Origin of the sequence: Herbaspirillum sp. UBA812 (assembly GCF_002296545.1) — a bacterium.
Classification (GTDB): domain Bacteria; phylum Pseudomonadota; class Gammaproteobacteria; order Burkholderiales; family Burkholderiaceae_D; genus Herbaspirillum; species Herbaspirillum huttiense.
Window position 1 is genome coordinate 1 of sequence record NZ_DBIC01000381.1, and the last position, 12,880, is coordinate 12,880.

Annotated in this window: 12 protein-coding genes and 1 pseudogene; 10 read left to right on the forward strand and 3 right to left on the reverse strand. The window is 64.8% G+C overall.

Annotation, left to right across the window (positions count from 1 at the left end):
* The 6 genes and pseudogenes from B3873_RS25010 to B3873_RS25035 all read left to right on the forward strand — a co-directional run.
* Positions 1 to 283: pseudogene (locus tag B3873_RS25010) on the forward strand (branched-chain amino acid ABC transporter ATP-binding protein); the annotation flags it as partial.
* 198 nt (positions 284 to 481) lie between these two features.
* On the forward strand, positions 482 to 985 hold the full coding sequence (locus B3873_RS25015; RefSeq protein ID WP_286869717.1) for a sugar dehydrogenase complex small subunit: 504 nt from the start codon (positions 482 to 484) through the stop codon (positions 983 to 985).
* 18 nt (positions 986 to 1,003) lie between these two features.
* Complete coding sequence (locus B3873_RS25020; RefSeq protein WP_039790359.1) at positions 1,004 to 2,608, forward strand: GMC family oxidoreductase; 1,605 nt, start codon at positions 1,004 to 1,006, stop codon at positions 2,606 to 2,608.
* A complete protein-coding gene (locus B3873_RS25025; protein ID WP_286869720.1) occupies positions 2,601 to 3,965 on the forward strand; it encodes a cytochrome c in 1,365 nt (454 codons plus the stop codon). Before B3873_RS25020 ends, B3873_RS25025 begins: the two co-directional genes overlap by 8 nt.
* A 170-nt stretch (positions 3,966 to 4,135) precedes the next feature.
* Positions 4,136 to 4,984: an ABC transporter substrate-binding protein gene (locus B3873_RS25030; protein WP_286869722.1), complete on the forward strand. Its 849-nt coding sequence runs from the start codon at positions 4,136 to 4,138 to the stop codon at positions 4,982 to 4,984.
* A gap of 91 nt (positions 4,985 to 5,075) precedes the next feature.
* Positions 5,076 to 6,446, forward strand: coding sequence for an MFS transporter (locus tag B3873_RS25035; RefSeq protein ID WP_286869724.1), 1,371 nt, complete (start codon positions 5,076 to 5,078; stop codon positions 6,444 to 6,446).
* A 47-nt stretch (positions 6,447 to 6,493) separates the two neighbouring features.
* Here the strand turns inward: B3873_RS25035 and B3873_RS25040 are convergent, their stop codons facing one another.
* Positions 6,494 to 6,841 carry a FlxA-like family protein gene (locus tag B3873_RS25040; RefSeq protein WP_039790353.1) on the reverse strand — a complete coding sequence of 116 codons (348 nt, stop codon included), beginning with the start codon at positions 6,839 to 6,841 and terminating at the stop codon, positions 6,494 to 6,496.
* Between the two features lie 194 nt (positions 6,842 to 7,035).
* Entirely contained in the window at positions 7,036 to 8,151 is a 1,116-nt protein-coding gene (gene hppD / locus B3873_RS25045) for a 4-hydroxyphenylpyruvate dioxygenase (RefSeq protein WP_286869727.1), read from the reverse strand.
* Between the two features lie 147 nt (positions 8,152 to 8,298).
* Here hppD and B3873_RS25050 point away from each other — a divergent pair, with 147 nt between their 5' ends.
* The 4 genes from B3873_RS25050 (at position 8,299) to alkB (ending at position 11,760) form a co-directional block, all read left to right on the forward strand.
* Positions 8,299 to 8,817: an Lrp/AsnC family transcriptional regulator gene (locus B3873_RS25050; protein ID WP_039785713.1), complete on the forward strand. Its 519-nt coding sequence runs from the start codon at positions 8,299 to 8,301 to the stop codon at positions 8,815 to 8,817.
* A gap of 185 nt (positions 8,818 to 9,002) precedes the next feature.
* Positions 9,003 to 10,145, forward strand: coding sequence for a bifunctional DNA-binding transcriptional regulator/O6-methylguanine-DNA methyltransferase Ada (ada, locus tag B3873_RS25055; protein ID WP_286869729.1), 1,143 nt, complete (start codon positions 9,003 to 9,005; stop codon positions 10,143 to 10,145).
* Between the two features lie 53 nt (positions 10,146 to 10,198).
* Complete coding sequence (locus B3873_RS25060) at positions 10,199 to 11,110, forward strand: alpha/beta hydrolase (protein WP_204725251.1); 912 nt, start codon at positions 10,199 to 10,201, stop codon at positions 11,108 to 11,110.
* Complete coding sequence (gene alkB / locus B3873_RS25065) at positions 11,107 to 11,760, forward strand: DNA oxidative demethylase AlkB (protein WP_286869730.1); 654 nt, start codon at positions 11,107 to 11,109, stop codon at positions 11,758 to 11,760. The genes B3873_RS25060 and alkB overlap by 4 nt, the downstream gene beginning before the upstream one ends.
* Before the next feature lie 11 nt (positions 11,761 to 11,771).
* On the opposite strand, the gene B3873_RS25070 is transcribed toward alkB, so the two are convergent.
* Positions 11,772 to 12,880 (reverse strand): DNA topoisomerase IB (locus B3873_RS25070; RefSeq protein WP_286869731.1); only part of this gene is annotated, 1,109 nt, incomplete at its 5' end.

A 12,880-nucleotide genomic window follows, 5' to 3' on the forward strand; every position in this document is an offset into this window, starting at 1 on the left:
GCTGGCCATCGGCCGCGCGCTGATGAGCAAGCCGCGCCTGTTGTTGCTGGACGAGCCCACGCTGGGCCTGGCCCCGCTGGTGATTGCGCAGATCTTCGAGATCATCCGTACCATCCGCGAGAGCGGCGTGACCGTGTTCCTGGTCGAGCAGAACGCCAACAAGGCGCTGGGCGTGGCCGACCGTGGCTACGTGCTGGAAAACGGCCATGTGGTCATGTCCGATACCGGTGCCAACCTGCTGGCCAACAGCGACGTGCGCAAGGCCTATCTCGGCCACGGCTGATACCGGCAGCGACGCCACCCGATCCACGGCCCGGCCATGCACATGGCCGGGCCGTGTCGTTTCCAGTATCCTGAAAACCTGCTGCGCCCTTTGCTGCAGAGCAGCAACAAAGTGCGTAGAATACCGGCCCATCCTGGCCCCGGCGCGACGGCGCGGCACCTTGAGCGTGCTTTGGGGGCCTTTCATTTGGACGACGACATGACACATCCCACACGCCGCCGGGTACTGAAAGTGGCGGGCCTGATGGCAGGTGCCGGCGCTGCCGGCCTGTTCTGGTCCCTGCCGCACCGGGTTACGGCACAAAACAATCCGGCGACCGTGCCGGTGGACGATTTCCTTCAGGTTTCCCGGCAACTGACTGAACGCCAGGATTTGAGCCCCAAGCTGGGCGCGGCTTTGCTGCTGGCCCTGTCGAAAACCGAAAAAGACCTGGCCGCGCGCCTGCAATCGCTCAAGGCCCTGCTGCAAGCCCAGCCGGCGCTGCTGCAAGCCGAGCGCCTGGCCTTCCCGGCCGAGCAGGGCGACAGCGAAAAGCTGGCCCGCGTCATCCTCGGCGCCTGGTACGACGGCGTGGTCGGCAAGGGCAAGAACGCCCAGTACGTCACCTACATCAATACGCTCTCCAACGGACTGGTGAGCGGCAAGCTGGTGCCGCCCAGTTTTTCCTATGGTCCCTGCGGCAGCTGGTCGCGCCAGCCCTGATTTGCGAGAGTGACATTCATGAGTAATCCCAATTCCGCCGACGTGGTGGTGATCGGTGCCGGTGTGACCGGTGCCTTGCTGGCCACGCGCCTGGCCAAGACCGGCAAGTCGGTGCTGCTGCTGGAATCCGGCCCGCGCATGGGCCGCGACCAACTGGTCGAACGTTTCCGCAGTTCGGCTTTCAAGTCCGACTTCATGGCGCCGTATCCGTATTCGCCGCTGGCACCGCACCCGCGCTATACGCCGGAGCCCAACGGCTACCTGCAGCAGAAGGGGCCGCATGCCTTCAATGCGCAGTACATCCGCATGTTCGGCGGCACCAGCTGGCATTGGGCGGCGCAGTTGTGGCGCTATGTACCCAATGACTTCCGCCAGCACAGTCTGTATGGCGTCGGCAAGGATTGGCCGATCAGCTATGACGACCTGGAAGACTACTACTACCAGGCCGAGGTCATCGCCGGTGTCGGCGGCTCGCCCGAGAGCGGTTCGCCGCGCAAGCATCCTTTCCCGATGGAGCGGGTGCCGGCCTCCTGGCTGCAGCAACGTGTGACGGCCCGTCTGGCGCCGGAATTCACCGTGCTCGACGACAGCACCGGCCGCAACAGCCGCAACTATGACGGCCGTCCGGCCTGCTGCGGCAACAACAACTGCATGCCGCTGTGTCCCATCGATGCCCAGTATCACGGCGGGCTGGCTGCGCAGCAGGCCGAAGACAGCGGCGTACAGGTCATCACCGAGGCCGTGGTCTATCGTCTGGAACATGACGAAAAAGGCCGCATCGCCGCCGTGCATTATTACGACTGGAACAAGGTCAGCCACCGCATCACCGCGCAGACCTTCGTGCTGGCCGCCAATGCCATCGAGACCCCCAAACTGCTGTTGATGTCGGTGAGCGACAAGTTCCCGCAGGGGATCGCCAACGCCCGCGACAACGTTGGCCGCAACCTGTGCGACCACCCGGCCATCGGCGTGACCTTCGACGTGGATGAAGAAATCTGGCCCGGCCGTGGTCCGGTCAGCCCTTGCTCCATCGGCCAGTTCCGCGATGGCGATTTCCGTGCGGAGCACGCGCCGTTCCGCATCGATATTTCCAATGCCTCGCAGGTGGCCTCGGTGACCAAGGAAGTGCTCGCCGAGGGTTACTTCGGCAAGCGCCTGGAAGAGCAGATCCTGTTCCGCGCCGCACGCCGCCTGAGCATCAAGAACGCGCTGGAACAACTGCCCGACCGCAACAACCGCGTGACCCTCGGCGACAAGAAGGATGAACTTGGCCTGCCCGTCCCGGCCCTGTACTGGAATGTGGACGACTACGTCGTCAAGGGCACCGAGAAGACCCGCGCCGCCTACGACGCCATCGCCGCCCGGCTGGGTGCGACCAACATCAAGCACAGCAAGAGCGGGGCGTTCTCCAATCGCCAGCACATCACCGGTACGCTCTCCATGGGCCTGGATCCGGCCACCAGCGTCACCGATGCCTGGGGCCGCGCACACGACCACGAGAACTTGTTCATGGTCGGCACCGGCGTCATGCCCACGGTCGGCACCTGCAACGTCACGCTGACCGCGATGGCACTGGCGCTGCGCACGGCCGACAAGATCATCGAGGAGAGCCGCCATGCGTAAGCCGTTCAAGCGCCTGATGGCGATGCTGTCCTTGCTGGGAGTGGTCGCGCTGGCCCATGCGGCCGATGATGCGCAGTTGATCAAGCGCGGCGAGTACCTGGCCATCGCCGGTGACTGCGCCGCCTGCCACAGCGAGAAGGGACGCGCCCCGTTCAGCGGCGGGCATCCGATCAGCAGTCCCCTTGGCACCATCTACAGCACCAACATCACGCCCTCCAAGACCCACGGCATCGGCCAGTACACGCCGGAGCAATTTGCCGCGGCCTTGCGTCGCGGCGTGCGTGCCGATGGCAGCAACCTGTATCCGGCCATGCCCTATACCGCCTATGCGCGACTGAACGATGAGGATGTGGCGGCGCTGTACGCCTACTTCATGCAGGGCGTGCAGCCGGTGGACCAGGCTCCGCCGGCGACGGCGCTGCCGTTCCCGTTCAACATCCGCATGTCGATGAAGGCGTGGAACTGGCTGTTCCTGGACACCAAGCCCTTTGAGCCCGACCCGGCGCAATCGGCGCAGTGGAATCGCGGGGCCTACCTGGTGCAGGGCCTGGCCCACTGCAGCACCTGCCACACGCCGCGCAATGTGCTCATGGCCGAGCAACTGGAGCGCCGCCTGCAAGGGGCCTCGCTCGGCACCTGGTACGCGCCCGACATCAGCCCCTCTGCCTTGCAGGCCAAGCCGGCCTGGACCCGCGCCATGCTGGCCGACTACCTGGCCAGCGGCCACGCCGCCAATGGGGCCACCGCCGGCGGACCGATGCTGGAAGCCATCGAAAAGAGTTTCTCGCGCATGACCCGTGAGGATCTGGATGCAATGGCCACCTATCTGCTGCCGGCCAGTCCGGTCGCGGCTGCTCCGGCGTCCGCGACTGCGCCGCCTGCTGCCGTCCATGCGCTGACCCCGGTGCAGGGCGACGATACGCCCCAGGCGTTGGCCGCCATGAGTGTGGGTGCACGTGTCTATATGAACAATTGTGCCTCCTGCCACAACACCGGCGGGCAGGGCCTCAATGGCCTGCCATCCCTGCAGCAGCATCCGCTGCTGCGCCAGCCCAATGCCGACAACGTGGCCATGGCCATCCTCGAAGGCGTGCTGCCGGAGCACGGACAAGGCATGATCGGCTTTGCCCATACCTTGAACGATGGCGAGATTGCGGCGGTGACCAACTACCTGATGCAGGATCTGGGTGGCAGCAAGGTCAGCATCAGCGCCGAGCGCGTCAAAGCCTTGCGGGCCGGCGGTGAGCCCTCGCCGCTGTTGTGGGTGGCGCGCGGCGGCATGGTGCTGCTGGTGCTGGTCCTGCTGGGCGTGGCGGTCTGGTGGCGTCGTCGCAGCAAGTCAGGCAGGGCTGGCTGACGCCCTTGGAAAGACCTTCCAACGCGCCTGACATGTCATACCAGATGCCGCCCGCTTGCTCCGGGCGGCTCTTTTTTTGTGCTGCGTGGCGGCTTTTGCGTGGCAATGGTCTGCTGCGAGTGACATTCGGGATTGTTTCGGGCTATCCTCGACATTCGATGAGGAAAAGCATGAAAAAGATTTCGCAGCACCTGAAGCAACTGGGCATGGGCAGCCTGCTGCTGGCCAGCGCCTGGATGATTCCCGCTGCGGCACACGCGGACCGGCTCGGCGAGATCCAGGAGCGTGGCTCGCTGATCTGCGCCACGCTGGCCAGCAATGAGCCGCTGGGTTTCCCCGATCCGCAGAGCGGCCAGATCGTCGGTTTCGATGTGGACATGTGCAGTGCCATCGCCGCCAAGCTGGGCGTCAAGATGCGACAGCGCAGTTTGACCGTGGAAGCCCGTCTGCCGGCGCTGATCCAGGGCGAGGTTGACCTGGTCTCGGGCGCACTGGGCTATACCCGCGAGCGGGCGCGCCAGATCGATTTCACGGCTTCGCATTACCAGACGCCGATCAAGCTGCTCGTGTACAGCGATTCCGGACTGAATCTGGTATCCGACCTGGAAGGCAAGCGCATCAGCGCCAATCGCGGTTCCACCCCGGAGCAGGCGGTGCGGCGCGTACTGCGCAAGGCCACCTTGCTGACTTTCCCTGAGACCCCGCAAACCTTCCTGGCTATGGCCCAGCGGCAGGTCGATGCCATGGCCGTGGCCATGCCCTCGGGGATCCGCTTCGTCAACGAATCGGGCGGACGCTTCCGCTTCGTCGAAGGCGCACTGGCCTGGGAGCCGACGGCGCTGGGCGTCAAGAAGGGCGAGCACCGACTGCTGGACGCCGTCAACAAGGCGCTGGCCGCGCTGGAAAAGGACGGCGAGATCGACGCCATGTGGATCAAGTGGTTCGGTCCCAAGACCAAGTTCAATATTCCCCGCGACAAGAAGCTCACGCCCATTTCGGCATTCCGCCACGCGGGCTGACGGCATCATCCGATCCGGGCGCTGCGGCGTCCGTTTCCTTTTTTGGTTTTCCTCGCGCACGGACAGCGCAACAGAGCGATAGAGCAGGTTCATGGCAGTCACTTCCGCATCGTCTTCCACTTCCCCCGATCATGATGGCCTGCCGCCGCGCCAGCGGCTGCTGGCCATTGCCACGGTGGTGCTGGGCCTGAGCATCGCGGTGCTCGACGGCTCCATCGCCAATCTGGCGTTGCCGGTCATGGCCACCGACCTGAAAGCCAGCGATGCCGATGCCATCTGGGTCATCAACAGCTACCAGATCGCCATGGCGGTGTGCCTGCTGCCGCTGGCCTCGCTGGGCGAAGTGATCGGCTACCGGCGCGTCTATCTGGGTGGCTTGTTCCTGTTCACCCTGGCCTCGCTGGCCTGCGCGGCCAGCGGCGACATGCTGCAACTGAGCCTGGCGCGGGTGCTGCAGGGGCTGGGGGCGGCCGGCATCCTGTCGGTCAATACCGCGCTGATCCGCTTCATCTATCCGGCCCGGCAGCTGGGCCGGGCCATCGGCTACAACGCGCTGGTGGCCGGGACCGGCAATGCGCTGGGGCCCACCGTGGCCGGGGTCATCCTGCATCTGGGCTCATGGCACTGGCTGTTCCTCATCAACATCCCGCTCGGACTGGCGGCGTTGGCCGTGGGCAGCCGCGCCTTGCCGTTCAATCCCTTGTCGGCCCGCCGTTTCGATCGCCAGTCGGCACTGCTGTGCATGGCCTTCATCGGCTTGCTGCTCTACACCATCGATGCCATCGGCCACCTGCAGGGCGGCTGGGTGGTGGCGGGCTGCGCGCTGCTGACCGCCATCAGCCTGGCATTGCTGCTCAAACTGCAGTCGCCGAGCGCGCCCATGCTGCCGCTGGACCTGCTGCGCATCCCCTTGTTTGCCTTGTCGATCGGGACCTCGTTCTGCTCCTTTGCAGCGCAGATGGCGGTTTTCGTCATGTTGCCCTTCATGCTGCAGAATCATCTCGGTATGGGCGCCGCGCGCGCGGGCATGCTGTTGACGGCCTGGCCGGTGGCCGTGGCGCTGACCGGGGTGGTGGCCGGCAAGCTGTCGGACCGCGTCGCTGCGGGTTTGCTGGGGGGGATCGGGCTGGCCGTGATGTGCCTGGGATTGCTGGCCTTGCTGGCGGTGGACCGCAGCACGCCGGATGGCCTGATGCTGTCCATGTTTGCGGTGTGCGGTATCGGCTTCGGACTGTTCCAGTCGCCCAACAACCGCACCATGATCAGTGCCGCGCCGCGTGAACGGACCGGCGGAGCCAGCGGCATGCTGGGCACGGCACGCCTGACCGGGCAGACCGTGGGGGCGTCGGTGGTGGCGATGCTGATGGGGTTCTCGGGCTCGCCGTATGCGCTGGTCCTGTGCTTTGCCGCCGCCCTGGCGGGCGCGGCCAGCCTGGTCAGCCTGTCGCGGCTGCGTTATTGAGCGGGAGGACCGGGCAGGGCAGGGCGTTGAGACCGGGCTTGCCGGGCTTACAGCGCCGGTGCCACCGTCTCGCCATGCGCATGCTGGTGCGCCGCATGAGCCGCCACGGAGAGCGCCATGCTGAGATAGTTTTCGCTGCGGCGGCGCTGCTGCGCCTGCTGCTGTTCCAGCGCAAACAATTGCTGGTAGAGATTGCGGATCTGCTGCTGCAGCAACTGGCGCTGCTGCTTGCCATCCCGGTTGCCCGGGAAACGCGCCAGGGACTGCGCCTGCTGCTGCAGGAGCAGGATGCGGTGGCTCAATTGCGCCACCAGCTCGGCGGGGTCATGGTCCAGCGTGTCTGCCACTGCGACTTCAGCGTGGGCAGGTTGTTCTTGTTCATACGCGACGTTCATGCGAACTCCAGCCCACAGGGGCGCAAGGATTGCAAGGGGACTGCGATAGTGCCTTCGCTTTGTTTTACGGCAGCCACGCGGACATCTTGAGCCACGGAAAGTAAAAAAAGTAAAAGGCGCAGTCCCCGTCAGGGGGCTGCGCCTTTGACATGCGGGCGGCCTCAGGGCGGCCCGCAGTGGCTGCGGTCAGGGGATCAGATCACGCCACGGCGCATCTGGTCCAGCTCGATGGATTCGAACAGGGCCTTGAAATTGCCTTCGCCGAAGCCGTCATTGCCCTTGCGCTGGATGATTTCATAGAACACCGGCCCGATCAGGTTCTGCGTGAAGATCTGCAGCAGCAGGCCCTGACCATCGGTGGGCGCGCCGTCGATCAGGATCTTCAGTTCACGCAAGGCAGCCAGGTCTTCGCCATGGCCGGGGATGCGGCGTTCCACCAGGTCATAGTAGGTGGCGATGGTGTCCTGCAGCGGCACGCCGCGGGCGTAGAGGGCACGCACGGTCTGGTAGATGTCGTCGGTGCCCAGGGCGATGTGCTGGATGCCTTCGCCGTTGTACTGCTTGATGAATTCCTCGATCTGCGACTTGTCGTCGGCACTCTCGTTGATGGGGATGCGGATCTTGCCGCAGGGGCTGGTCATGGCGCGCGAACGCAGGCCGGTGACCTTGCCCTCGATGTCGAAATACTTGATCTCGCGGAAATTGAACAGGCGCGTATAGAACGACGACCAGGTGTCCATCGCGCCGCGCATGACGTTGTGGGTCAGGTGGTCGATGTAGGTCAGGCCCACGCCCTTGGGATTGCGCTCCACGTCCGGGAAGAACTGGAAGTCGACGTCATAGATGGAGCCATTGTCGCCATAGCGGTCCACCAGATAGAGCAGCGAGCCGCCGATGCCGCGAATGGCAGGAATGTTCAGTTCCATCGGGCCCAGCTTGGCTTCTACGCCTTCGGCACCGAGCTCGAGTGCACGTTTGTACACATGGGCCGCATCCTTGACGCGGAAGGCCATGGCGTTCACCGAGGCCCCGTGCACCTGGGCGAAGGCGGCGGCATTGCTGCCGGGTTCGCCGTTGAGGATGAAGTTGATCTGGCCCTGGCGATACAGGGTGACATTCTTGGAGCGGTGGCGCGCCACGGCGGTGAAGCCCATCAGCTCCAGCACGGCGGCAATGCCGGCCGGATCGGCGGCGGTGTACTCGACGAACTCGAAGCCGTCGGTGCCCATGGGATTGTCGAACAGGTCGCCGCTGGCGCGGACAGGGGAGTTGGCGGCTGCGGTGGCGAACTGGGTGTCTGCGTGGCCCATCTGGTGTCTCCTCGTGTGGGGAGGGCCGGCAAGCGCGGCCCATGCGAGGAGTTTATTGCGTCAAGACTGCAATTTGTGATTGTTTTTTGCGCGATATATTAGATAATATGCACAAATAATTCTTAAATATGAACTTTGGAGAGACAAATGAGCATCATCAACGTGGACCGCTACGACCTGGCCTTGCTGACCGAGCTGCAGCGAGATGGCCATATTACCAATAGCGCCCTCGGTCTGAAAGTCCACCTGTCCACTTCGCAGATCAGCCGCCGCGTGCAGCGGCTGGAGGAAGCCCATGTCATCGAACGCTACACCGCCGTGCTGGACCCGGCCGTGGTCGGTCTGGGCGTGACCGCGTTCACCACCGTGACCCTGGACCGCCAGGGAGAGACCCGTGGCGAACTCTTCGAGAAGGCCGTGGAAACGATGCCGGAAGTGACCGAATGTTTCTCCGTCACGGGCGAGGGCGATTATATCCTGCGCATCGTGGCCCCCGACCTGGCCGCCTTCTCCGAATTCATGATGACGCGCTTGCTGCGCCTGCCGGGCGTGACCAACGTCAAGTCCAACATCACCCTCAAAAAGGTCAAGCAGTCCCATGAACTGCCGCTGGAACATGTGATGCAGCCGGTGAAGTCGCGCCAGCGCATCCGCTTCTCGCAGTGAGGCTTCAAAAAGCATGATGCCGTTATTCAATGATTGGACGCCTCAATCATTGAATAATCGAATGATGCTTTTTATCAGGCTTTTCTCCACCTCTGATCCGGCTCAGGAATTCAAAAGCAATCGCCGGAGTGCCGCCCCGTCAGCGCAGGCCTAGAATCAGTGGCATCCGATTCCGGGAGCGCTACATGCTGACCATGACTTCTTCTCCTCTGCCGACTAGCTCCACTGCCTCCGCCGCCGACGTCAACGGACTCGACCCCGACACCTGCTGGCAAGCCGTGCAGCAGCGCGATGCGTCTTTCGATGGCCGGTTCTGGTATGCGGTGCGCACCACCGGCGTGTACTGCAGGCCCTCCTGCGGGGCACGCACACCCTTGCGCAAGAACGTGGCCTTCCACGCCAGCTGCGCTGCGGCCGAAGCGGCTGGCTTTCGTCCATGCCAGCGCTGCAAGCCGGACCAGCCGCCCTTGCACGAGCGCCAGGCACAGGCCATCGCGCAAGCCTGCCGCCTGATCGCGCAGGCCGAGGAACAGCCCGACACGGCCACGCTGGCGCAGGCCGCGGGCTTGAGCCGTCATCATTTTCATCGGGTCTTCAAGCAGCACACCGGCCTCACTCCCAAGGCCTATGCCGATGCCCATCGCGCCGGCCGCCTGCGCGCGCAACTCGGCGGCAGTGCCAGCGTGACCGAGACGCTCTATGACGTCGGCTTCCATTCCAGTGGCCGCTTCTATGCGCAAAGCGCGGCGCAACTGGGCATGAAGCCGGCGACCTATCGTCGCGGCGGCCGCGGCGAGAAAATCCGCTTCGCCGTTGCGCAATGCTGGCTGGGCGCCTTGCTGGTGGCGGCTACGGAGCAGGGCATCTGCGCGCTCACCTTGGGCAGCGAGCCGGAGGAGTTGCTGCGGCAACTGCAGGATCGTTTCCCCCATGCCGATCTCGCCCCCGGCGATGCCGCCTTCGAGCAGACGCTGGCGCAAGTACTGACCGCGCTGGACGATCCGCGACAGGGTGCCGCCTTGCCACTGGACGTGCGCGGTACCGCCTTCCAGCAGCGTGTGTGGCAGGCACTGCGCGCAGTGCCGCCCGGGGTCACCTTGACCTATGCCGAACTGGCTGCGCGCATCGGCCAGCCTGCAGCGGTGCGGGCGGTCGCCAATGCCTGTGCGCGCAACGAGATCGCCGTGCTCATTCCCTGCCATCGCATCGTCCGGCTCGATGGCGCGCCCTCCGGCTATCGCTGGGGCATCGCGCGCAAGAGCGCCTTGCTGGCGCGCGAGGCCGAGGGCAGGGAAGACGCCGCCAGCCCGAAAGACCAGCGCGCCTGAAGCCTTTGCCCTGCGCGGCTACAATAGGCCTTCCTTCATCGCTGGAGTTGCGCATGCATGTTCTTGGCAAGGCTGGTCTCGCATTCGCGGGCGCGGTACTGATCCTGGGTGGTGTGGTCGCCTGTTCGCCGCTGTCGGCCATCAATGCCGTCACGCCCGCTTCCTCCTACGTCAAGACCGAAGGGGTGGCCTACGCCAACACCGATAACCCGCGTCAAAAGCTGGACATCTATCGTCCCGCCAACGCCCCGGCCACCGCCTCCGGCCCGGGCTTGCCGGTGGTGGTGTTCTTCTATGGCGGCAGCTGGAACGAGGGCAGCCGCAAGGATTACGCCTTCGTCGGCGAGGCCCTGAGTTCACGCGGTTTCATTGCCGTACTGCCTGATTACCGCGTCTATCCCGAAGTGCGTTATCCCGATTTCGTGAAGGACAGCGCCCAGGCCGTGGCCTGGACCTTGCGCTCGGTGCGCGAGCTGGGTGGCGATCCGCAGCGCGTCTTTGTCATGGGACATAGCGCCGGTGCCTACAACGCCGCCATGGTGGCGCTCGATGCGCGCTGGCTGCGCGCAGCCGGGGCCTCGCCGGCACAGCTGCGCGGCTGGATCGGACTGGCCGGTCCCTATGATTTCCTGCCCATCGAAAACGAGGATGTGAAACCGGTCTTCTTCGCGCCCGATTCGCCACCGGATTCGCAGCCGGTGCGGCACGTGGAGGCCGGTGCGCCGCCCGCGTTGCTGATCGCCTCGCACAAGGACAAGCTGGTGGGCGCCGAACGCAATACCGGCGGTCTGGCCAAACTGCTGCGCGCACAGCAGGTGCCGGTGGTGGAGCGCTACTTCGACAACACCTCGCACGCTTCGCTGGTGGGCAGCCTCTCTCGGCCGCTGCGTTTCATCGCGCCGACTCTCGAAGAAGTGAGCCAATTCATTGAAAATCCGCCACCGCGTCCGGAGCCTTCCAAGTGAGCGGTGACCTCTTCGCTGGCCTGGCGCGTGATCCTTCGGTGGAGACCATCACCGAAGGTGCGCTGCTGCTGCGCGCCTTTGTCGACGAAGAGGAAGCCGCAGCCTTGATGGCGGCCATCGACAAGGTTCTGGCCGCCTCGCCCCTGCGCCACATGCAGACCCCGGGCGGTTTCCGCATGTCGGTGGCGATGAGCAATTGCGGCCAGTTTGGATGGGTGACGGATCGTCGCGGCTATCGTTACCAGTCACTCGATCCGCTGTCCGAGCGCGACTGGCCAGCCATGCCAGAGGCCTTCGTGGCATTGGCCGCGCGCGCCTCAGCCGAGGCGGGATTTGCAGGATTCGATCCTGACGCTTGCCTCATCAATCGCTACGAACCCGGTGCGCGCATGTCGCTGCATCAGGACAAGAATGAACTGGACATGGACCAGCCCATCGTCTCCGTCTCGCTCGGTCTGCCCGCGACCTTCCTGTTCGGTGGCATGGCGCGCACCGACAAGCCGCAGCGCATGCGGCTGGAGAGTGGCGATGTGGTGGTGTGGGGTGGCCCGGCGCGGCTGGCCTTCCATGGTGTTGATCCCTTGCGCGACGGTGAGCACCCGCTGACCAGGCGCTGCCGTTACAACCTGACTTTCCGCCGCGCGCGCTGAGCGCTGCCGGTTCAGGCGCGTGCCGTTGGCCGCGCCGCTTTTCTGCGCGGCACCGAAGAGGTGGCGGTGCGCGCGGCAGGTTTGCGACGAGGCTTGCGGGCCGGTTGTTGTTCCGCCTCTTGCAGACGCTGTTGCAGCAAGGCCAGTACAGCGGCTTCCTCCGGTGACAGATCCTGCAACTCTTCCACCAGTTCGGCCTGCACCCGTTCTTCCAGCCGCTCCGCAAAACTGCCGTCCAGGTAACTTTCGATGACGGCAGGATGCACGTAACACTTGCGGCAGATGGAAGGCGTATTGCCCAGGCGGCGCGCCACGTTCTCGATGGCGCGCACCACGTTCTGCTTGGCCTGCGCCTGCGAGTCCACCCGCTCGAAGGCCTGCAGCGCCAGCGTGGCCAGCACCGTGCCGGCCCAGGTGCGGAAATCCTTGGCACTGAAATCCTCGCCCGCCGCTTCACGCAGATAGGCATTCACGTCACCCGAATCGATGCAGTGGCGCTCGCCCTCGTCATCCACGTACTGGAACAGTTCCTGCCCCGGCAACTCGCGCATCTTGCGGATGATGCGGGCCACATAGGGATCGTGCAGCTTGATGTCATGCTGCACGCCGCTCTTGCCGCGGAAGCGGAACAGCACATCGCTGCCATCCACGCGCACGTGGCGATGGCGCAGCGTGGTCAGGCCGAAGGATTGATTCTGTTTGGCGTATTCGTCATTGCCCACGCGCATGAAGGTGGTCTGCAGCAGATGCACGACAGCGGCCAATACTTTCTGCCGATGCAGGCCGGGACGTTTCAGGTCTTGCTCCACCACGCGGCGGATGGTCGGCAGCGCACGCGCAAAACTGATCATGCGCAGGTACTTGGCATCATCGCGCACCGAGCGCCAGCGTGCGTGATAGCGATATTGCTTGCGCCCGCGCGCATCGCGTCCGGTGGCCTGGATGTGGCCGTTGGCGTGCGGGCTGATCCAGACGTCTTCCCAAGCGGGCGGGATGGCCAGAGACTTCAGGCGCGCCACCACATCGTCATCTCGAATGAGCTCGCCGTGCGCATCGTGATACGCGAAGCCCTTGCCACGCCGGCGGCGGCGTATGCCCGGCATGCCGTCGTTGACATAGC

Coding starts and splice junctions, on each gene's coding strand:
- B3873_RS25035 (WP_286869724.1), top strand. CDS start 5,076: ATGGCAGTCACTTCCGCATCGTCTTCCACTTCCCCCGATCATGATGGC.
- ada (WP_286869729.1), top strand. CDS start 9,003: ATGCTGACCATGACTTCTTCTCCTCTGCCGACTAGCTCCACTGCCTCC.
- B3873_RS25050 (WP_039785713.1), top strand. CDS start 8,299: ATGAGCATCATCAACGTGGACCGCTACGACCTGGCCTTGCTGACCGAG.
- B3873_RS25060 (WP_204725251.1), top strand. CDS start 10,199: ATGCATGTTCTTGGCAAGGCTGGTCTCGCATTCGCGGGCGCGGTACTG.
- hppD (WP_286869727.1), bottom strand. CDS start 8,151: ATGGGCCACGCAGACACCCAGTTCGCCACCGCAGCCGCCAACTCCCCT.
- B3873_RS25020 (WP_039790359.1), top strand. CDS start 1,004: ATGAGTAATCCCAATTCCGCCGACGTGGTGGTGATCGGTGCCGGTGTG.
- B3873_RS25040 (WP_039790353.1), bottom strand. CDS start 6,841: ATGAACGTCGCGTATGAACAAGAACAACCTGCCCACGCTGAAGTCGCA.
- B3873_RS25025 (WP_286869720.1), top strand. CDS start 2,601: ATGCGTAAGCCGTTCAAGCGCCTGATGGCGATGCTGTCCTTGCTGGGA.
- B3873_RS25015 (WP_286869717.1), top strand. CDS start 482: ATGACACATCCCACACGCCGCCGGGTACTGAAAGTGGCGGGCCTGATG.
- B3873_RS25030 (WP_286869722.1), top strand. CDS start 4,136: ATGAAAAAGATTTCGCAGCACCTGAAGCAACTGGGCATGGGCAGCCTG.